The organism is Streptomyces sp. NPDC048734 (assembly GCF_043198675.1).
In the GTDB taxonomy this organism is placed as follows: Bacteria; Actinomycetota; Actinomycetes; order Streptomycetales; family Streptomycetaceae; genus Streptomyces.
In genome coordinates, this window is record NZ_JBICUZ010000008.1 from 89,156 (window position 1) to 108,681 (window position 19,526).

Below are 19,526 nucleotides of genomic sequence, written 5' to 3' on the forward strand. Positions count from 1 at the left end.
AGGTGGCGCCCGGCGTCCGACGGCAGCGGGCAGCAAGTGGTGCCCGGCACCCGCATCGGCGTCCGCACCCGGCGGATGGTGCCCGGCGTTCGGCGTTCGGTGTCCGCGTCCGGCAGGTGGCGCCCGGCGGCAGCGGGCTGCGTGTGCCGTGCGGTGTGCGCCCTGTGCGGTCCGGGCCCCGCGTCGCCCGTGCGCGCCCCGTCCTCCTTACTCCCCCGCTCCTTCGGCCGAGCGGATCGCGTCCCGGTAGGTGCGGGCCGCCGCTCGCAGGGCCGCCTCCGGGTCCACGCCCTCCGCCTCCGCGCGGACCGCCAGGGCGAGCAGTTCGTAGCCGATGCCCTCCGCCTCCGGGAGCGGCACCTCCAGGTGCGCCGAGCGGACCCTCGACGCGAGCTTCGCCGCCAGTGCCAGGCCCGGCTGGTGGAGGGGGATGCCGTCGGTGACCGACTCGCGGCGCTTCTCGACCGCCTTCGTGCGCAGCCAGTGCTCCTTGACCTCCTCGGGGGTGGTCGCGGTGGCGTCGCCGAAGACGTGCGGGTGGCGGTGGATGAGCTTGGTGACGATCGTGCCCGCGACGTCGTCGACGGAGAAGGGGGCCTCCTCGTCCTCCTCGGCGATGCGGGCGTGGAAGACGACCTGGAGGAGGACGTCGCCCAGTTCCTCGCGCAGCTCGTCGCGGTCGCCGTCCTCGATGGCCTCGACGAGTTCGTACGCCTCCTCGATGCCGTACTTCGCGAGGCCCCGGTGGGTCTGCCGGGAGGACCAGGGGCACTCGGCGCGGATGCGGTCCATGACCTGCACGAGGTCGAGGAGGCGGGCGCCGGGGAGGTCGTAGGAGGCGGGGAGCAGCTCCAGGTCGGGCATGATCACGCGGCCGGAGCCGGCCAGGCGGGCCAGCCCGTCCGTCAGGGCGGGCTCCCCCTCGCCGGTCGCCACCACGACGACCGTGCGGCCGCCGGCGCAGGCCGTGAGGAGGTCCTCGGCGGTGGGGGCGGCCTCCGCCACCGCTATGCCGGCCTCGCGCAGGTACGGCAGCTGGGGATGGGCGCCGTCCGCGCACATCACCCGGTCGGCCTCGCGCAGCGTCTGCCAGGCGGGCCAGGACAGCAGGCCGGGGGCGACCCGGTGGCTGGTGGTGAGCAGGACGACGCGGCCGGGGGACGGGGCGCCTTCGGGACTCGTTGCGTTCACTCCCCGAACGTAACCCAACCCGTCGGCGGCACCCGGCCGCGCCGGACGGTCAGGCCGTCTGCGGGGGCGGGGACGCCGTCGTCACGTCGCGGACCCAGGGGGTCTTCGCGTCGACGCGGCTGACCTTCTGCACGTCCCAGTCGCCGTAGCGCGGGTTGAGGTCGACGTCGAGTTCCTTCGACGCCTTCGACAGGGCGTTCCAGAACTCGGGCCGGCTGGTGTCGGTGCCGAGCCCCGTGGCGAGTTTCTGGGCCTCCAGCTGGAGGCGGAGGTTCTCGTCGAGGCGCTGCGGCGGGATGCCGTACTGCTGGAGCCAGGTGCTCTCCAGGCCCTTGGCGCCACCCGCCTGCTGTTCCAGGCCGGCCCGCATCGCCTGGACCTCCTTGCGGCTGACGCTGACGCCCGCGTCCTCGGCGGCGCGGTGCAGCACCCGGTCGAGGACCATGCCGTGCAGGGTGTCGCGGGTGAGGGTGCCGGTGCGGGCGACGGCCTGGGCGTACTGGGTGTCGTCGGGGACGGCGGCGCGCTGCGCCTCGCGCACCTCGTTCACCCGGCTCTCCAGCTGCGAGACGGTGATCCGCTGGCCGCCGACGACGGCCGCCGCTCCGGGGTGGGCCTCGTTCCCGCAGGCCGTGAGGAGGGGGCCCGCCACGACGATCGCGGCGGACAGCAGGAGCGCGGTGCGACGACGGCGGTGCAAGGAAGCCTCCCGAGGAGATTGTGCGGCGGTGCACAAGGTCTTGCGGTGATCGATGGTAGGCAGTGGCGGGGCTGGGGCCAACCCATTGGACCAACGATTCACCGGGACTTCGGGCACCGCCGCGCCCGCACCCGTGCGGGGGCCGGCCCACGAGTCACGGTGAGGACAGGGGGTCCGGGCGGGCCCCGCCGTGGCCTAATCTTGCTCCCGGGCTACCAGGGGGGCGACATGACGACAGTGATGACGGATGCGGACAAGCGGCTCGAGGCGGGCTGGCTCCAGCGGATCGCCTGGGTGGCGCTGGCGTGGCTCTCCTTCGGCCTGCTGGCGTGGGTGCCGTTCCTGTACGTGGCGATCCGCCGCGGGCGCTCCTCGGACTGGATCGCCTTCGGCGCGTACGCGCTGTACGAGTGCGTGACCGTGCCGTGGATGGCGACGGACGACAGCTCCGACGGGGACGGGTTCATGGGCCTCGCCATCATCGTGGCGCTGGTGACGGCGGCCTGCATGCTGCTGTTCGCCATGTTCGACAAGCGGGTCCCGACGACGCCGTCGATGGCGTACGGCACGCCGGGGCCGCAGGGGCACCCCTACCAGCAGGGATACCCGTACGGCCGGTAGTCCCGGCCGGGTCCGGCGGCGCCGGTCACAGCGGGTGCCGCAGCCAGACGTCGGGCTCGACGTACACCGCGTGGTCGCGTTCCGGCTCGCAGCGCACCGGCCCCAGCATCTCGGGCCGCTCGGCGAGGCAGGACGCCTTCGGTTCCACGAGGGCACGGCAGGCGGCGGCGAGGCGGCCGCGGTACGGGTTCCCGCGGCCGTGAGCCGGTCGCCGGGCGGTGTGCTCAGCCGGCGTGGAAACGTTCCGGCGCCCTGGTCGGGTTGCCGCCCGTGGGGAGTTTCTGGCCGGGGCAGCCGGAGAGGACCTCCTCCATGGCGGCCTTCTCGGCGGCGGTGACCCACAGCTGGTACTTCTTCTTCACCGCGACCTGCGCCGCCACGTACGGGCACCGGTAGGCCTTGTTGGGCGGCAGCCAGGTCGCCGTGTCGCCGTCCCCCTTGGAACGGTTGGTGCTCGCGTCCACGGCCAGCAGGTTGAGGGGGTCGTTGGCGAAGGCGATGCGCTTGCTCGCGTCCCAGTACCTGGCGCCCTTCTGCCAGGCGTCGGACAGGGCGACGACGTGGTCGATGTCGACCTTGCTGCTGCCGCGCCGGTAGGTGACGTCCTTGCCGGAGTACGGGTCCGACTCCAGCACGCCGTAGGACACCTTGCAGGTGCCGCCGGTGAACCGGACGTCCTCCAGGTCCCTTTTGAGGATGTCGTCGCGGGTCCCGCAGTCGTTGGAGTCGGTGTCGGCCCACGCCCTGCCGAACTTGTCCCGGTCGTAACCGGTGCGCGGCGCCCGCCCCTTCGCGGTGAGCGACTCGGCGGCCGCCAGGGCGGCTCCCCCGCCCTGCGTGCGTCCGGAGCCGGTGGAGCCGGTGCCGGTGACCTGGTCGGTGCAGCCGGTCATGACGCACACCAGTACCGCGGCCGTCGCCGCTCTGCCGCTCAGACGCCGCACGCGTCCCTCCCCTGCTGGACCACTGACACCCGCACAGGGCGTTTTCCCCCGCCGGACCCGTGTACACCGTAGGCCAGGGGCGCACGGGGGCGGGCCGTCCGCGGAGCGGGCCTCCCGCGGACGGCCCCACGCCGTCCTTCGTTCGTGGGGCGCCGGGGCGGGAGCCCCGGCGCCCGGACCTCGGGCGCCGGGCCTCGCGCACCGGTGCCTGTCCGCTGCCCGCGCACCGTGACTACCCCAGCACCGTGACCAGGAACTCGCCCACCCAGCCCAGCAGTTCGCGCCCGACCAGCGGCTTGCCGCCGACCTTCGCGGTCCTGGGGCGGGGTACGAGGAGCTGGTGCGCGGCCGGTTTGATCACCGACCCCGGGTAGACCCGCTTGAGCCGCAGCTCCTGCGACTCGCGCAGCTCCACCGGCGCGAACCGGATGTTGGTGCCCTGGAGCATGATCTCCCCGACGCCGCACGACCGCGCGAGCATCCGCAGCCCGGCCACCAGCAGCAGGTTCTCCACCGGCTCGGGCAGCTTGCCGTAGCGGTCGACGAGTTCCTCGCGCACGGCCTTGACGTCGTCCTCGGAGTTGGCCGAGGCGATGGCCCGGTAGGCCTGCAGGCGCAGCCGCTCGCCGGGGGCGTAGTCGTGCGGGACGTGCGCGTCGACGGGCAGCTCGATCTTGACCTCGAGGGGGGCCTCTTCCTCGATTTCGCCGGTCTCCAGCTGGCGCCGGTAGTCCGCGACCGCCTCGCCGACCATCCGCACGTACAGGTCGAAGCCGACGCCCGCGATGTGCCCGGACTGCTCGCCGCCGAGGAGGTTGCCGGCGCCGCGGATCTCCAGGTCCTTCATCGCCACGTACATGCCCGCGCCCATCTCCGTGTGCTGGGCGATGGTCGCCAGGCGCTCGTGGGCCGTCTCCGTGAGCGGCTTCTCCGGCGGGTACAGGAAGTAGGCGTAACCGCGTTCGCGGCCGCGGCCCACCCGGCCGCGCAGCTGGTGCAGCTGGGACAGGCCGAAGTTGTCGCCGCGTTCGACGATGAGGGTGTTGGCGTTGGAGATGTCGATGCCGGACTCGACGATGGTGGTGGAGACGAGCACGTCGAAGCGCTTCTCCCAGAAGTCGACGACGACCTGCTCCAGCGCGGCCTCCGACATCTGGCCGTGCGCGGTGGCGATCCGCGCCTCGGGCACGATCTCGCGCAGCCTCGCCGCGGCCCGGTCGATGGACTCGACCCGGTTGTGGATGTAGAAGACCTGGCCCTCGCGCAGCAGTTCGCGGCGGACGGCGGCGCCGATCTGCTTCTCCTCGTAGGGGCCGACGAAGGTGAGGACCGGGTGGCGCTCCTCGGGGGGCGTGGTGATCGTCGACATCTCGCGGATGCCGGTCACCGCCATCTCCAGGGTGCGCGGGATGGGCGTGGCCGACATCGTCAGGACGTCGACGTTGGCCCGCAGCTTCTTCAGCTGTTCCTTGTGCTCGACGCCGAAGCGCTGCTCCTCGTCGACGATGACCAGGCCCAGGTCCTTGAACTTGGTCTCCGAGGAGAACAGGCGGTGGGTGCCGATGACGACGTCGACGGAGCCCTCGCGCAGGCCTTCCAGGACCGCCTTGGCCTCCGTGTCGGACTGGAAGCGGGACAGCGCCTTCACCTTCACCGGGAACTGCGCGTACCGCTCGCTGAAGGTGCCGAAGTGCTGCTGCACCAGCAGCGTGGTGGGGACGAGGACGGCGACCTGCTTGCCGTCCTGGACGGCCTTGAAGGCGGCGCGGACGGCGATCTCCGTCTTGCCGTAGCCGACGTCGCCGCAGATCAGGCGGTCCATGGGGACCGTCTTCTCCATGTCGTCCTTGACCTCGGCGATGGTGGTGAGCTGGTCGGGCGTCTCCGCGTAGGGGAAGGCGTCCTCCAGTTCGCGCTGCCAGGGGGTGTCCGCGCCGAAGGCGTGTCCGGGCGCGGCCATGCGGGCGCTGTACAGCTTGATCAGGTCGGCGGCGATCTCCTTGACGGCCTTCTTCGCGCGCGCCTTCGTCTTCGTCCAGTCGGCGCCGCCGAGGCGGTGCAGGGTGGGCGCCTCGCCGCCGACGTACTTGGTGATCTGCTCCAGCTGGTCGGTGGGGATGTAGAGGCGGTCGCCGGGCTGGCCGCGCTTGGCGGGGGCGTACTCCACGACCAGGTACTCGCGCGTGGCGCCCTGGACCGTGCGCTGCACCATCTCGACGTAGCGGCCCACGCCGTGCTGCTCGTGGACGATGTGGTCGCCCGCCTCCAGGGTGAGCGGGTCGATGGTCTTGCGGCGGCGGGCGGGCATCCGGGCGCCGTCCTTGCCGGCCGCCTTCTGTCCGGTCAGGTCGGTCTCGGTCAGGACGGCGAGTCCGAGCGCCGGGTCGACGAAGCCGTGGTCGATGCAGCCGCACGCCACGTGCACGAGCGAGGGGGAGATCTCGCCGAGGTCCGCGTCGAGGCGGGCCGCGACGCCCTCGCCGCCCAGTACCTCGACCGTGCGGGCCGCCGGGCCGTGCGCCTCGGTCACGAAGACCACGCGCCGGCCCTCGGCCAGCCAGCCCTTGGTGTCGGCGAGGGCCTTCGCGGTGTCACCCCGGTAGGCCTCGGGGGCGCGCATGCCGAGCTTGAGGGTGTCCGCCTCCAGCTCCAGGTCGGCGGCGAAGGGGGACACCGACCACCACATCATGTCCAGCTCGCGCGCGCGGTCCCGCACGTCGGCGATGGACCACAGGGAGGCCGCGCCGACGTCGATGGGGGCCTCGCCCCCGCCCGCGGTGGCCGCCCAGGACGCCTGGAGGAACTCCTGGCTCGTCGCCACCAGGTCCGCCGCGCGGGTGCGGACCCGCTCGGGGTCGCAGACGACGGCCATCGAGCCCTTGGGCAGCACGTCGAGCAGCAGCTCCATGTCGTCGACGAGGACGGGCGCGAGGGACTCCATGCCCTCGACGGCGATGCCCTCGGCGATCCTGCCGAGCAGCTCGCCCAGTTCGGGGTGCTCTTCGGCGAGGGCACGCGCGCGCGTGCGGACGTCGTCGGTGAGGAGGAGTTCGCGGCAGGGGGGTGCCCACAGCCCGTGTGCGGCGACTTCGAGGGAGCGCTGGTCGGCGACCTTGAAGTAGCGGATCTCCTCGACCTCGTCTCCCCAGAACTCGACGCGCAGGGGGTGTTCCTCGGTGGGCGGGAAGACGTCCAGGATGCCGCCGCGCACGGCGAACTCGCCGCGCTTCTCGACCAGCTCCACGCGCGCGTACGCGGCGGCGGCGAGGGCTTCCACGATCTCGTTCAGGTCGGCGGTCTGTCCGCCCGTCAGGGCCACCGGTTCCAGGTCGCCGAGCCCCTTGACCTGGGGCTGGAGCACCGAACGCACGGGGGCCACGACGACGGAGACCGGACCGGTCTCGGGGTCGTCGGAGCGGGGGTGGGCCAGGCGGCGCAGGACGGCGAGGCGGCGGCCGACGGTGTCGCTGCGGGGGCTGAGCCGCTCGTGCGGGAGGGTCTCCCAGGAGGGGTACTCCACGACGCCGTCGGGGGGCAGGAGCGAGCGCAGGGCGGCGGCGAGGTCCTCCGCCTCCCGGCCGGTCGCCGTGACCGCGAGAACCGTGCGGGAGGTCTCCCTGGCGAGGGCGGCGATCGTGAAGGGGCGGGCTGCCGGGGGGCCGACGAGGTCGACGTGCGTGCGGTTGCCGTCGGCGGCGGCGGAGACCGCTTCCGCGAGGGCGGGGTCCTTCACTACGGCGTCGAGCAGACCGTGCAGGCTCATGGAGGGGGTTTTCCGTCCGGGGGTCCGAGGTGGGTGGTCTTGGCTGGGTGGGTCGGCGGGGGTGCGGTCCCGCCCGGGTGGGCAACGCGAAGGGCCCGACGCGTGTCACGGGCCGGGGGTGTCCAGGGTACGACGGGGCGGGGCGGTCCGCCCGGGGCTGTGGACAACGCGGGGGCGGCGGGGCCGGGTTGTTCCGCCCGGCCTGGCCGGATCGCACCGCCGTCGCTTTTCGGCTCACCGAGCCGGGTGGCGGGTGGACGCGGGCCGGGCGTCCGGGGGCGGGGCACCCGGCGGGGTCCGGGACAGCAGCCCCCTGCTCGGCAGGAGCGCCCGGCAGGGCCCGACACCACAACCCCCGACCCAGCCGGAACACCCGGCAGGGCCCGACACCACAACCCCCGCCCCAGCCGGAACACGACGAAGCCGGTGCCGAGGAGCCCCGTGGCTCCTCGGCACCGGCTTGCCCGGCCGGAGGTCAGTCCGTGGCGATCGCGTTCAGGACGTTCATCCGGCCCGCCCGGAACGCCGGGATCAGCGCGGCGAACAGGCCCACGAAGGCCGAGGCGACGAAGACGCCGATGATCGTCGGCCAGGGGATGTCGAGGACGGTCAGGCCCTCCAGGGCGAGGAGCTGCTGGGCGGTGGCTCCCCAGCCCATGCCCAGGCCGAGGCCGAGCAGCGCGCCGAAGAGGGCGATGACGACCGACTCCAGGCGGATCATGCGGCGCAGCTGCCGGCGGGAGAGGCCGATCGCCCGCATGAGGCCGATCTCCCGGGTGCGCTCGACCACGGACAGGGCGAGCGTGTTCACCACGCCGAGGACCGCCACGATGATCGCGAGTGCCAGGAGGCCGTAGATCAGGTTCAGCATCTGGCCGATCTGGTCCTTGAGGGCTTCCTTGTAGTCGGTCTGGTCGCGGACGGTGTACTGCGGGTAGTCGTGCAGCGCGGTCTTGAGCGCGGTGTAGGCGGCATCCTGCTGTCCCTCCTTCGCCGTGGCGAAGACGAGCTGGTCGAGCGGCATCTTCTCGGCCGGCACGTACTTGGCGACGGTGGAGATGGAGGCGTACATGGCGCCCTTGTCGATGACGACCTCGTCGCTGGTGATCGCGCGGACGGTGAGCGCGGCGGCGGTGCCGTCCTTGAAGGCGACCTGGACCTTCGAGCCGATCGTCAGGCCGTGCTCCTTCGCGAAGCCCTCGAAGACGGACATGGAGTCGGGCCGGTAGGCGTCGGCGAGCCTGCCGGCCACGGTCTCGGTGGAGACGTCCGTGGCGTACGACGGGTCGGCGGCGTTGAGGGTCTCGCCCTTGGACGTCCTGCCGTCCGGGGTCGTCAGGTCGGCGTCGAGGATCTTGTACTCGGTGACCCGCTCCAGGCCCGGCGCCGACTTCACGGCCTGCACGGCCTGCGGGGTGACGAGCTGGCCGTTGTCGTTCTGGATGATGAAGTCGGTGCCGACGCTGCTGTCGAGCTGCTCGGTGGCGGAGGCGACCATGGAGGAGCCGACCACCGACAGGCAGGCGACCAGGGCGAGCCCGATCATGAGGGCGGCGCCGGTGGCACCGGTGCGGCGCGGGTTGCGCAGGGCGTTGCGCTCGGCCATGCGGCCGACGGGGCCGAAGGCCCGCAGCACGATCGCGCCGAGCACCCGGACCAGGCCGCCCGCGAGGAGCGGGCCGATCACCACGAACCCGATCAGGCTCAGCACGACGCCCAGGCCGAGCCACAGGGAGCCCTCGCTCGCCTTGTCGGCGGCGGAGGCGAGGTAGAGGCCGGCCACGCCGCCGCCGGTGAGCAGCAGTCCGAGCACGGCGCGCACCACACCGGCCTTGGCGTCGGTGGGGGCGCCGGCGTCGCGCAGCGCGGCCATCGGGGAGACCTTGCCGGCGCGGCGGGCGGGCAGGTAGGCGGCCAGGACGGTGACGACGACGCCGAGGACCAGGCCGATGACCGGGGTCGTCCAGGCCACCGTGAGGTCGTCGGTGGACAGGTTCATGCCGGTCATGCTCATGAGCTTCATGAGGCCGACGGCGATGCCGACGCCCGCGCCGACGCCGAGGACGGAGCCGACGGTGCCGAGCAGCAGCGCCTCGGCCAGGACCGAGCGGTTGACCTGCTTGCGGCTGGAGCCGATGGCCCGCATCAGGCCGATCTCGCGGGTGCGCTGGGCGACCAGCATGGAGAAGGTGTTGATGATCAGGAAGATGCCGACGAGGAAGGCGATCCCGGCGAAGCCGAGCATCGCGTACTTCATCACGTTCAGGAACTCGCCGACGTCCTTCTGGTTGGCGTCCGCGGTCTCCTTGGCGGTCTGCACCTTGTAGTCGCCGCCGAGCGCGGCCGCCACGTTCTTCTTCAGCTGCGCGTCGCTCACTCCGGCCGCGGCCGTGACGTTGACGTTGGTGAAGACGTCGGGTTCGCCGACGAGGGTCTCCTGCGCGGTCCTGGTGTCCAGGTAGAAGATCGCCGCGCCGGGGTTGGTGACGGTGAAGGACGCGACGGCCGAGACCTTCGCGGTGTGGGTGCCGACCGCGGTGATGACGCCGATCTCGTCGCCGAGCTTCAGGTGGTGCTTGTCGGCGGTGTCGGCGTCGACCATGACCTGGCCGGAGTTCTCGGGCGCGGCACCTTCGGTGATCTTCATGGTGCGGGCTTCGTTGGCGTTCCAGCTGCCGACGATGGTGGGCCCGCCGCTGGACGGCGACAGGTTGTCCTTGTCGGCGTCGACGACGGTCACGGAGGTGGAGAAGACGGTTCCCTCCGCCGACTTCACGCCCGCCGCCGCGCGGACCTTGCCGACCACGTCGGCCGGCATGACCGGCGGCTTGCCGTTGCCGGAGGTGGTCTCACCGGTGTCGGAGGCGCCCTTCGCGCTCACCGTCACGTCGGAGGAGGTGGCCGCGAACAGCTTGTCGAAGGTGGTGTTCATGGTGTCGGTGAACACCAGCGTCCCGCAGACGAAGGCCACCGACAGCAGGACGGCCACGGCCGACAGGGCCATGCGTCCCTTGTGCGCGAAGAAGTTGCGCATCGAGGTTCTCATCACGGTCATGACGTACGCCCCCGGGCGTCGAAGTCCTTCATGCGGTCCAGGACCTGCTCGGCGGTCGGCTGGTGCATCTCGTCGACGATGCGGCCGTCGGCGAGGTACAGGACGCGGTCGGCGTAGGAGGCGGCGACCGGGTCGTGGGTGACCATCACGATGGTCTGGCCGAGTTCGTCCACGGAGCGGCGCAGGAAGCCCAGGACCTCGGCGCCGGCCCGCGAGTCGAGGTTTCCGGTCGGCTCGTCGCCGAAGATGATCTCGGGGCGGGCGGCGAGGGCGCGGGCCACGGCGACGCGCTGCTGCTGGCCGCCGGAGAGCTGGGTGGGCCGGTGCCTGAGCCGGTCGGACAGCCCGACCGTCTCGACGACCTGCTGCAGCCAGGCCTTGTCGGGCTTGCGGCCGGCGATGTCCATGGGCAGCGTGATGTTCTCGATCGCGTTGAGCGTGGGCAGCAGGTTGAACGCCTGGAAGATGAACCCGATCCGGTCCCGGCGCAGTTGCGTCAGTTTCTTGTCCTTGAGCCCGGTGATCTCGGTCTCGTCCAGGTGGATCTGCCCGGACGTGACGGTGTCCAGGCCGGCGAGGCAGTGCATCAGGGTGGATTTGCCGGACCCCGAGGGGCCCATGATCGCGGTGAAGCGGCCACGGGCGATGTCCACGTCGACGTGGTCGAGGGCGACGACGCGGGTCTCCCCGGACCCGTATGCCTTGACGACCTGCCGCGCCCGAGCGGCAACGGCCGTACGCCCTCCAGTGCCCCCGTGCCTGGGAATGGTCACAGCCGAAGTCACGTGAATCTCCAAAAGTCGAAAGTGAGGAAGCAAGCGGGACGCGCGTGGTGCCGCGTCGGTGCGTGGTGCGGTGTCGCGTGGTACGTGGTGCGGCGTCGGTACGTGGTGCGGTGTCGCGTCCTGGTGTCACGTCTTCGGTGCCACGTCGAAGAGTCTGTCGGTGCGACCACGTGCGGCGCGCTGGGGCTCGGACCCGTCTTCGTGGGGGGTTAACCCCACCTCCGGCCGGTGGGGTTGTCCGCCCCAGGGCCGTAAAGCCAGGTTAAGGAGCCGTCCCGGCCTCTCTCGTCCTCCGGCGGTACGAACCCTCCCCGAGCCGTAGTACGGAGATACCCCTAGGGGCTGTCCACCGAGAGGTGGAGTGTTCCTCGGGGTCGTGTCCACCCTCAGGCCCGTTCAGGCTCCACCCTCCCGTCGGGTCGGGGTCAAGTGGGAGGCTGTCCGGGGCTGATAGGTGCAAGGGGCACGGGACAGGCAGGGGAGGGGTACGGGATGGGTGACGTCAGACCCGCGACACGGGAAGCCGCGGGGCGGGGCACGGCCACCGGGAAGCGGGGAGCGGTGGTCGCCGCGCTGATGCTCTCCATGGCACTGGCCGCGCTCGACGCCACCGTCGTCTCCACCGCCGTGCCGCAGATCGTCGGCGACCTCGGCGGGTTCTCCGTCTTCTCCTGGCTGTTCTCCGGCTACCTCCTCGCCGTCACCGTCACCCTGCCCGTCTACGGCAAGCTCTCCGACACCTTCGGCCGCAAGCCCGTACTGGTGGCCGGCGCGGTCCTCTTCCTGCTCGGCTCGCTGCTGTGCGCGCTCGCCTGGAACATGGGGGCGCTGATCGCGTTCCGCGTCGTGCAGGGGCTGGGCGGCGGCGCGCTGCAGGGCACCGTGCAGACCCTCGCCGCCGACCTGTACCCGTTGAAGGAGCGCCCGAGGATCCAGGCCAGGCTGTCCACGGTGTGGGCGGTGTCCGCGGTCGCGGGACCGGGTCTGGGCGGGCTGCTGGCCGCGTACGCCGACTGGCGGTGGATCTTCCTCGTCAACCTGCCCGTCGGGGCGGTGGCGTTGTGGCTGATCGTGCGTCACCTGCACGAGCCGGAGCGGACGTCGGGGACACGCGGGCGGGTCGACTGGGCGGGCGCGCTGGCGGTCTTCGCGACCGGCGGGGTGCTGCTGACCGCGCTGGTGCAGGGCGGGGTGGCCTGGCCGTGGCTGTCGGCGCCGTCGTTCGCCCTGTTCGCCGCGGGACTCGCCCTGGCCGGCCTCGTCGTGGCCGTCGAGCGCCGGGCCGCCGAGCCGATCATCCCCGGCTGGGTGTGGCGCCGCCGTACGATCGCCGCGGTCAACCTCGCGCTGGGCGCGCTGGGCCTGCTGATGGTGGCGCCCGCGGTGTTCCTGCCGACGTACGCCCAGGCGGTCCTGGGCCTGGATCCGGTGACGGCCGGGTTCGTGCTGTCGGTGTGGACGCTGAGCTGGCCGCTGTCGGCCGCCCTCAGCCAGCACGTGTACCGGCGCGTCGGCTTCCGCGACACCGCCCTCCTCGGCATCGGCGCGGCGACGCTGGTCCTGCTCGCGTTCCCCCTCCTGCCGTATCCGGGGGCGGCCTGGCAGCCGGCGCTGCTGATGCTGCTGCTCGGCGCGGCCCTGGGCCTGTTCCAGCTGCCGCTGATCGTCGGCGTGCAGTCGACGGTCGGCTGGTCGGAGCGCGGCACCACCACCGCGTCCGTCCTCTTCTGCCGCCAGAGCGGGCAGACGATCGGCGCGGCCGTCTTCGGGGCGGTCGCCAACGGCGTGCTGGCGGCCCGGCTGGGCGGCACGGGCGACCTGGACTCCGTCGTGCGCGACCTGGACGCGGGCGCCGCCGCCGCGGCGACCCGGCACGCGGTCGCGGAGGCCGTGCACGCGGTGTACCTGGGCGCGGCGGGCGCCGCCGCGCTCGCCTTCCTGGTGCTGCTGTTCCTGGCCCCGCGCCGCTTCCCCGTGCTGGCCGATCCGGGCGACTGATCCGGCGCCGGCCCGTCGACACGGGTGACACCCCGGCTCGGCGCCGCACTCGCGCGGCGAGCGCCCACCCGTCGACCGGTTCGGTCACCGTCCCGCCCGGCTTCGCCCCGGCCGGCTCGGCACCCCGCCCCGGACGGACCGCGGCGGACGCTCACCGCGCGGCGTGCCCCGTCAGGGTGCTCAGGCTGCTGCGCACGGAGTCGATCTGCGCCTGCACCTCGTCCCACCGCTCGCCGTGCTCGCGCAGCACCCGTTCCGTCTCGCGGGCGATCCGTTCCGCACGCGCGCGTGCCTCGACGAGGACTTCGGCGGCACGCGCGTGTGCCTCCTCCCGGCGCTCGCGGGCGGCTTCCTCGGCGTCGGCGAAGGCCTGCTGCGCCGCGGTCAGCGCCGACTCGGCGCGCGCCACCAGCCGCGCGTGGTGCGCGTCGAGCGCGGCGGCCCGGCCGGCCTCCGCGCGCTCGGCCGCGGCCCACCGCTCGGCCTCGTCCCCCTCCCGTTCGGCGAGCAGGGCGGCGGTGCGCCGGCGCGTCTCGCGCAGGGCCGCGAGGGCCTCACCCCGGCGCTCCCTCACCTCGCGACGGGCACCGACGCGGATCCCGTGGGCCTCGGCGCGCGCCGCGAGCAGGTGCTGCCGGGCGTGCTCCTCCGCCTCCGCGCGCACCTCGCCGGCCCGCTCCCGCGCCGCCGCGCGCACCGCCCGGGCGTCCGCCTCGGCCCGCGCGACCTGCTCCCGCGCCGCGCTCCGGGCGCGTTCCCGCACGGCCGCCGCCTCCTCCCGTCCGAGCTGGAAGATGCGCCGCGCACGCTCCCCGAGGGCGTCGTACGTCTGCGGCGCCAGCCCGCTCACGGCGTCCCGCAGCCGTACGGCCTCCGCCTCCATGTCCTTGGCCAGCACGGTCAGCCGGGCGGCCCGCTCCCAGGCGGCGTCCCGGTCGGCCGAGAGCGCGGCGGCGTACGCGTCGACCTGTTCGGGCCGGTAACCGCGCCCGCGAACGGTCATGAACCCGGGTGGCGCCATCGAAGCCCTGATCACCTGGAACCCCTCTCCACCAGACGGCCGCAGAAAAGATGATTTCCCGCATATCCTGAGGTATGAGACGTAAAGGTGCGTAACGCGACACTCCGCGTGCGGGTGACGGTCGGCCACCCACGCGAAAGGGCCGGACCCGGTCACACGACCGGGTCCGGCCCTTTCGCACACACGCGCGTCAGCGAGGCGTACGCCTCACAGCAGCCCGTCCCACATCTCCTCCAGCAGCACCGACCACCAGCTCTCCGGCGAACCGAGCGCCGCCGGGTCCAGCGCGGCCAGCTGCGCCTGGAAGTCGACGGTCCAGCGGCCCGCCTGCTCCTGGTTCAGACCGAACCGCAGCCGCCACATCCGCCCCAGCAGCGCCAGGCAGCGCGCGAACTCCGGCAGCCCGCTGTTCACGAACTGCGGCGGTACGGGCGCCCCGCCCGGCCCCGCCTCCACGGGCACGGCGACGATGTGCGCCGTGCCGTACTGCACGCAGAGCGCCTTGCCGAAGTCGCTGCCCATCACGAGGTACGAGCCCGCGTCCGCCGCCGGCTGCACCCCCCGCTCCGCCGCCAGCTCCGCCAGCGTCGGAACCGGCCGCCCCGGCTGGGCCTGCGCCCAGAAGAACGGACCCAGGTCCACCGGCAGTCCCGCCACCACCAGCGTGTGCGCCACGATCGGCGGCACACCCTGCCGGGACACCGCGGCCTGTTCGAACCGGAACACCCCCGGCCCGAACGCCGCGGCCATCTCCTGCGCGATCGCCTCCGGCGGGACCGGCGGCACCGGCTGCACCGGCGGCAACGGCGCGCGCACCGGGGCGGGACGCGCCGGGCCATCGGCGACCTGATGCAACTCACCCTGATGGGCCAGGAGTTGCCGCATCCCCTGCTGTCGGCTCGCATGGTCCGTGCCGTACGGAGCGATGCTCGTGATCCGCGCCTGCGGCCACTGCTCGCGGATCATCCGCGCGCAGTACGCCCCCGGCAGCTCACACGACTCCAGCTCGGTGTGCAGCTCCAGCACCTGGTCCGGCGGCACGTTCATCGCCCGCAGCTCGTGGAAGATCTGCCACTCCGGGTGCGGCGTGCCCGGCGCCGAACGCCGGATCACCTGCTGCTCCGACCCGTCGTGCGCCCGGTAGCGCAGCACGGCCTGGTAACCCGGCCCGACGGTCGGCTGCCCCTGCTGGGGATACCCGTACGCCTGCGGCTGCCCGGGACCGGGCACACCCGGCGGCGGCACGGCGCCGGGCGGCGGCACCGCACCGGGCGGCGGCACCGGCGGCCGCGGGACGCCCGGAGCCATTCCCGGAGCACCCGGAGCCGCCCCGGGGGCACCCGGTACACCCGGAGCGGGCGGCGGAGGCGGCGGCACACCGGGACCGCCCGGCGGGGGCCCGGACAGCATCGTGGCGGCCCGGTGCGCGGCACCCTGAGCCCCGCCGGCGGAGCCGTGGGCACCCGGCCCGCCGGGCGCGGCCGGGGCAGGGGGCACTCCCGGAGCACCCGGAGGCTGGGGAGCACCCGGCGGCTGCGGCACGCCCGGCCCCATCCGGCTCGGGTCGGCGAACATCGTCGCGGCGTGGTGCACCCCACCCGGGGGCGTACCGCCGGGCGAGCTCGGCGGAGCGGGCGGGGTCGGCCCACCGGGGGCACCCGGAGCACCCGGAGCACCGGGACCGCCCGGCGCCCCCTGTCCGGCCGGCCCCTCGGGACCCAGCGCCGACACCAGCTGCGTGGGCACGTAACCGCCCGCCGACGCGCCCGGCCCACCCGGACCGGCGGACGGCGAAGGTGTGGCACCCGGCCGCGCGCCGGGCATGCCCGGCGCACCCGGCGGGGGCGGCGGCGCCCCACCGGTACGGCGACGCGGCGGCGGAGCCGCCTTGCTGGTCGCCGCATCGGCGATGTCCCCGGCGTTCGGCGCGAGCGGCCGGGCCGGAGTACCCGTGGCACCCGGACCGGCCGGCGGCTGCGGCACACCGGGTGCCTGCGGACCGCCGTAGGACGACGGGCCCGGCGGAGGCGTCCCCTGCGGCCCGGCCGACGGCGGAGGCGGAGGCGGTGTCCCCGGCCCACCCGGCGCCGCAGACGGAGGCGGAGGCGGAGGCGGAGGCGGAGGCGGCATAGGGGCGGACGACGGTGCGGGAGCACCGCCCGACGATCCCTGCCCGTCCACGTCCGGGAGCGCCGGCGAGACCGCCGTGGGCGGAATCCGGCTGCCACCCGAGATCAGCGCCGTCTTGGCCTCCGACGCGACGGAGGGCGGCGGCGCCTCGTCGTCGGTACCGCTCAGCGGCGGCGCGAACACCGTCGCCGGCAGCGGCACGGAACGGTCGTCACCGGCATCGCCGTTGGTGTCCGTACCCGTCCAGGGCGTGGCCCCGGCAGGCGTGGGAGCCGGCGTCGGGATCCCCGCCTGCGTCCGCGGCAGCGACGGATCGCCGAAGTCACCGGCCGCACCCGCCGAAGCGGCGGGTCCCGGCGGGGAGGAAGCAGCCGGGGAAGCGGAGGGAACGGAGGAGGAAACGGACCCGGACGGAGAAGACGAGGACGACGCGGACGAAGCAGACGACACGGATGACGAGGACGAGGAATCCGCCGCCTCCCCGATCCCCAACCGGTCCGCCGCCTCCTGCAACCACTCCGGCGGCGACAACAGGAACGACGTCTGGTTCAGATCCACCCGCACCGCGGCCGGCGGCACCGGCGCCGGCTCACCCTCCGGACGGCCGTACTCCTCCTCGTACCGGCGGATCACCTCACCCACCGGCAACGCCGGCCACAACGTGACCTCACCACTGTCACGGGCCAGCACCAACCGCTGCCCGCCCCCGTCCGAACGCGGCCCCTCCGCACGGTCCTCGGCCCACACCACGAACCCGAGCCCGAACTCCCGCACCCGCACCTCACGGTGCTGATACGCCGGAACGTCCCCGTTGACCCACTCTTCACCGCGCTCCTGCGCCTGCGCGAACGTCACCATCACCGAATCACTCCCCCACACCCACGGACGCGGCGGAAGAACCGGAAGCAACGGGGACGACCCGCGCGAAACCACCGTCCACCATCAGATTCGCCACCGTCTCCAACTCCGGCGGCCGCCCCGCCAGCCGCGACAGGAAGACGTCGAAGTCCTCACCGCACGGCAGCAGCAACCGCTCCACCCGCTCCGCCGGCGACCACGCCGGATCCACGTCCCGCACGTCGTCGTACGCGCAGAACCACACCGAACCGATCCGGTCGCCCTTCACCTTCACGGCCAGCAGACCACCCTGCACGAACCCGACACCCAGATAGTCCTTGGTCAGATGATCACGCAGACACTTGTTCACGTACACCAGATCATTGACCGCCGCCTCGTCCCGCACCGTGAAGAACGGCTGGTCCACCAGCAGCCCCAACTCCGCGTCCAGCGCCGCACCCACCGGAGCACAACCGCCCGCGGCCTTCAGGAACGTCCGGTACGCGCCCGGCAACCGGTACCCGAGGTCCTCCTCGACCCCCTGCACCTGCTGCTCCGTCACCGCCACACCCGACTTCGGCAACCCGAAATGCGCCGGACGCGTCTCCTGCAACGGCCGCGTCCCGCGCTTCGCCTGATCCACCACCGCCGTCGCGATCCCACCGTGATGCCGCAACAACGCCTTCACCTCGACCGGAACCAGCTCCAGCCGCCGCGAACCCACCACGTGGTGCCACGTCCAGCCGTGCGGCGTCGCCACACTGTCCACCGTGTCCCACAGCTCGTGCCCCGACGCCGACAACGCCGCGTTCGCCGACACGTAGTCCGTCAGCCGCAGCTCGTCGACACCGAAACCCTCCGGCGGCTCCGCGATCTCCGCGGCCGCCCGCGCGTACGACGAGAAATCCGGGTAACCACGCTCGTCGACCCGTACCCCTCTCGGGTGACGTGCGGCCCGGACCGGATCCGGGAAATGCACGACCTGCCCGGCGTAGGCCGCGTTCGGCGGCGCGGCTCGCTGCCCGAGCCGACCTGTCGTCATGGCGGTTGCCCCCTGCGGCGCTCTGGACGGACCCCGGCGGCCGAATCCGCATCCGGACCGACCACCACGCCCCGTATCCGACTGTCTCCAACGGTCTCCCACGCGCGTCAACCGCGCGCCAGGCGGTGCCGACAGCCTATGCGGTACGACGACACCGGTCACCGGCCCTCCACTTGCGTGACCAGGCGTCACCCCGTCGTGACAGCCAGCCCGAACCGGGCGTGTCGCACCGCCCCAGCTTCCACACCGGCCACGCCGTTTGGCACCCTGATGACTTCCGGGGGGATGCACGGAGGGGAAAGACGATCATGAACGCCACGCAAACGGGACCGCACACCAACCGATCCGGCGACCCCCGCATCGGCTGGAGCAGCAGCGAAACCCCCCACGCACCCGTCCTCCGCCACCGCCGCGACGGCATACTCCCCACCATCGCCGCCGCCCTCTCCGTCCGCGGCGCCACCCTCACCAGCACCGCCGCCCGCGGCGACCAGCCCCCCGCCCTGCACCCCCTCGTCCAGGAATTCCTCGACACCCTCCCCAGCGACCGCCGCGACCGCTACACCGGCCGCTGCGCCGAAGCCCTCCTCATCTCCCGCCACATCACCACCACCGACGCCACCCGCAGCAGACGCGCCGCCCGCAGACCCATGACCAACGGCGAAGCGCGCAAAGCCCTCAAACAGGCCAAACTCACCGCCCGGCGCATCCGCGAGGACGGCGACCCGCTCCACGGCAGCTTCGCCACCCCCTGCCGCGCCTGCACCGCCCTCAGCGCCCACTTCGGCGTCCGCATCGTCGACCCCACGACCGACGACAGCTGACCCCCACCCCCCCTTCCACCCCACGGCACCCCCACGCCACACCCCCACGCCCCCCGCACACATCACCCCCGCACGACGGCCCCACGCCGGCCCACGACCCCGACGAACGAAGGGCAGATGCACCCCGACCGCACCACCACGCGCTTCCCCGTCCCCGTCGACGCCGCCCTGCGCGCCGCCGGCTGGCAACCCGGACGCTGGGACATCAAACAGGCCGAGATCTGGGCCGACACCCTGCGCGAACACACCTCACCCGCCGGCCACCGCCACGCCGTCTTCCCCGCCGCCGTCGAGGCCTGGGCCGAATTCGGCGGCCTCCACATCACCCCCACCGGACCCGGCCGCCAGATCGCCCCCACAGCCGTCCACCTCGACCCCCTCCACGGCCTCCACCTCGCCCGCACCCTCGTCGACCTCGGCCGCGCCCTCGACACCGACGTCAGCCCCCTCGGCACCGAGACCGACAACCACTCCCTCCTCGCCATCGACGCCGAAGGCCGCGTCTACGCCCTCGACCACACCGGCGACTGGTACCTCGGCCCCGACATCGACCAGGCCCTCGGCACCCTCGTCACCGGCGTCGAACCCGTCCGCCTCACCGCCGGCTGACCACCA

13 protein-coding genes and 1 pseudogene are annotated in these 19,526 nt (G+C 73.3%); 4 read left to right on the forward strand and 10 right to left on the reverse strand.

Annotated features, from left to right (window positions below; translation table 11 throughout):
• Positions 1–207 precede the first annotated feature (207 nt).
• Complete coding sequence (locus ACGFQC_RS21850) at positions 208–1,191, reverse strand: nucleoside triphosphate pyrophosphohydrolase (protein WP_363086554.1); 984 nt, start codon at positions 1,189–1,191, stop codon at positions 208–210.
• Positions 1,192–1,240: 49 nt separating this feature from the next.
• On the reverse strand, positions 1,241–1,891 hold the full coding sequence (locus ACGFQC_RS21855; RefSeq protein WP_363086555.1) for a SurA N-terminal domain-containing protein: 651 nt from the start codon (positions 1,889–1,891) through the stop codon (positions 1,241–1,243).
• Between the two features lie 228 nt (positions 1,892–2,119).
• On the opposite strand from ACGFQC_RS21855, the gene ACGFQC_RS21860 reads away from it, so the two are divergent.
• Positions 2,120–2,512: a hypothetical protein gene (locus tag ACGFQC_RS21860; RefSeq protein WP_363086556.1), complete on the forward strand. Its 393-nt coding sequence runs from the start codon at positions 2,120–2,122 to the stop codon at positions 2,510–2,512.
• A 25-nt stretch (positions 2,513–2,537) separates the two neighbouring features.
• Here the strand turns inward: ACGFQC_RS21860 and ACGFQC_RS21865 are convergent.
• The 5 genes and pseudogenes from ACGFQC_RS21865 to ACGFQC_RS21885 form a co-directional block, all read right to left on the reverse strand.
• A pseudogene (locus tag ACGFQC_RS21865) lies at positions 2,538–2,633 on the reverse strand (N-acetyltransferase); the annotation flags it as partial.
• A gap of 103 nt (positions 2,634–2,736) precedes the next feature.
• The gene (locus tag ACGFQC_RS21870; protein ID WP_363086557.1) at positions 2,737–3,456 is read right to left on the reverse strand and encodes an HNH endonuclease family protein; all 720 of its coding nucleotides are present in this window, start codon (positions 3,454–3,456) and stop codon (positions 2,737–2,739) included.
• A gap of 232 nt (positions 3,457–3,688) precedes the next feature.
• Positions 3,689–7,219: a transcription-repair coupling factor gene (gene mfd / locus ACGFQC_RS21875; protein ID WP_363086558.1), complete on the reverse strand. Its 3,531-nt coding sequence runs from the start codon at positions 7,217–7,219 to the stop codon at positions 3,689–3,691.
• A 475-nt stretch (positions 7,220–7,694) separates the two neighbouring features.
• Entirely contained in the window at positions 7,695–10,274 is a 2,580-nt protein-coding gene (locus ACGFQC_RS21880) for an FtsX-like permease family protein (protein WP_363086559.1), read from the reverse strand.
• Positions 10,271–11,059 (reverse strand): ABC transporter ATP-binding protein, encoded by a 789-nt coding sequence (locus tag ACGFQC_RS21885; protein ID WP_363086560.1) that lies wholly within the window; start codon positions 11,057–11,059, stop codon positions 10,271–10,273. The genes ACGFQC_RS21880 and ACGFQC_RS21885 overlap by 4 nt, the downstream gene beginning before the upstream one ends.
• 492 nt (positions 11,060–11,551) lie before the next feature.
• Between ACGFQC_RS21885 and ACGFQC_RS21890 the strand changes: the two genes are divergently transcribed.
• Positions 11,552–13,057 (forward strand): MFS transporter, encoded by a 1,506-nt coding sequence (locus tag ACGFQC_RS21890; RefSeq protein ID WP_363086561.1) that lies wholly within the window; start codon positions 11,552–11,554, stop codon positions 13,055–13,057.
• 151 nt (positions 13,058–13,208) lie between these two features.
• On the opposite strand, the gene ACGFQC_RS21895 is transcribed toward ACGFQC_RS21890, so the two are convergent.
• From ACGFQC_RS21895 to ACGFQC_RS21905, 3 genes are all read right to left on the reverse strand, one after another.
• Positions 13,209–14,060 carry a cellulose-binding protein gene (locus ACGFQC_RS21895; RefSeq protein WP_363086562.1) on the reverse strand — a complete coding sequence of 284 codons (852 nt, stop codon included), beginning with the start codon at positions 14,058–14,060 and terminating at the stop codon, positions 13,209–13,211.
• Between the two features lie 225 nt (positions 14,061–14,285).
• Positions 14,286–17,066: an SUKH-4 family immunity protein gene (locus ACGFQC_RS21900; RefSeq protein ID WP_363086563.1), complete on the reverse strand. Its 2,781-nt coding sequence runs from the start codon at positions 17,064–17,066 to the stop codon at positions 14,286–14,288.
• A 7-nt stretch (positions 17,067–17,073) separates the two neighbouring features.
• Positions 17,074–18,087 carry an SMI1/KNR4 family protein gene (locus tag ACGFQC_RS21905; RefSeq protein WP_363086916.1) on the reverse strand — a complete coding sequence of 338 codons (1,014 nt, stop codon included), beginning with the start codon at positions 18,085–18,087 and terminating at the stop codon, positions 17,074–17,076.
• Positions 18,088–18,395: 308 nt separating this feature from the next.
• Between ACGFQC_RS21905 and ACGFQC_RS21910 the strand changes: the two genes are divergently transcribed.
• On the forward strand, positions 18,396–18,911 hold the full coding sequence (locus tag ACGFQC_RS21910) for a YwqJ-related putative deaminase (protein ID WP_363086564.1): 516 nt from the start codon (positions 18,396–18,398) through the stop codon (positions 18,909–18,911).
• A 117-nt stretch (positions 18,912–19,028) separates the two neighbouring features.
• On the forward strand, positions 19,029–19,520 hold the full coding sequence (locus tag ACGFQC_RS21915) for an SUKH-3 domain-containing protein (RefSeq protein WP_363086565.1): 492 nt from the start codon (positions 19,029–19,031) through the stop codon (positions 19,518–19,520).
• Positions 19,521–19,526 lie beyond the last annotated feature (6 nt).

What these genes read in the sequence shown, in the direction of transcription:
- ACGFQC_RS21860 (WP_363086556.1), top strand. Translation starts at nt 2,120, where the DNA reads ATGACGACAGTGATGACGGATGCGGACAAGCGGCTCGAGGCGGGCTGG.
- mfd (WP_363086558.1), bottom strand. Translation starts at nt 7,219, where the DNA reads ATGAGCCTGCACGGTCTGCTCGACGCCGTAGTGAAGGACCCCGCCCTC.
- ACGFQC_RS21880 (WP_363086559.1), bottom strand. Translation starts at nt 10,274, where the DNA reads ATGACCGTGATGAGAACCTCGATGCGCAACTTCTTCGCGCACAAGGGA.
- ACGFQC_RS21890 (WP_363086561.1), top strand. Translation starts at nt 11,552, where the DNA reads ATGGGTGACGTCAGACCCGCGACACGGGAAGCCGCGGGGCGGGGCACG.
- ACGFQC_RS21895 (WP_363086562.1), bottom strand. Translation starts at nt 14,060, where the DNA reads ATGACCGTTCGCGGGCGCGGTTACCGGCCCGAACAGGTCGACGCGTAC.
- ACGFQC_RS21900 (WP_363086563.1), bottom strand. Translation starts at nt 17,066, where the DNA reads ATGGTGACGTTCGCGCAGGCGCAGGAGCGCGGTGAAGAGTGGGTCAAC.
- ACGFQC_RS21905 (WP_363086916.1), bottom strand. Translation starts at nt 18,087, where the DNA reads ATGACGACAGGTCGGCTCGGGCAGCGAGCCGCGCCGCCGAACGCGGCC.
- ACGFQC_RS21910 (WP_363086564.1), top strand. Translation starts at nt 18,396, where the DNA reads ATGAACGCCACGCAAACGGGACCGCACACCAACCGATCCGGCGACCCC.
- ACGFQC_RS21915 (WP_363086565.1), top strand. Translation starts at nt 19,029, where the DNA reads ATGCACCCCGACCGCACCACCACGCGCTTCCCCGTCCCCGTCGACGCC.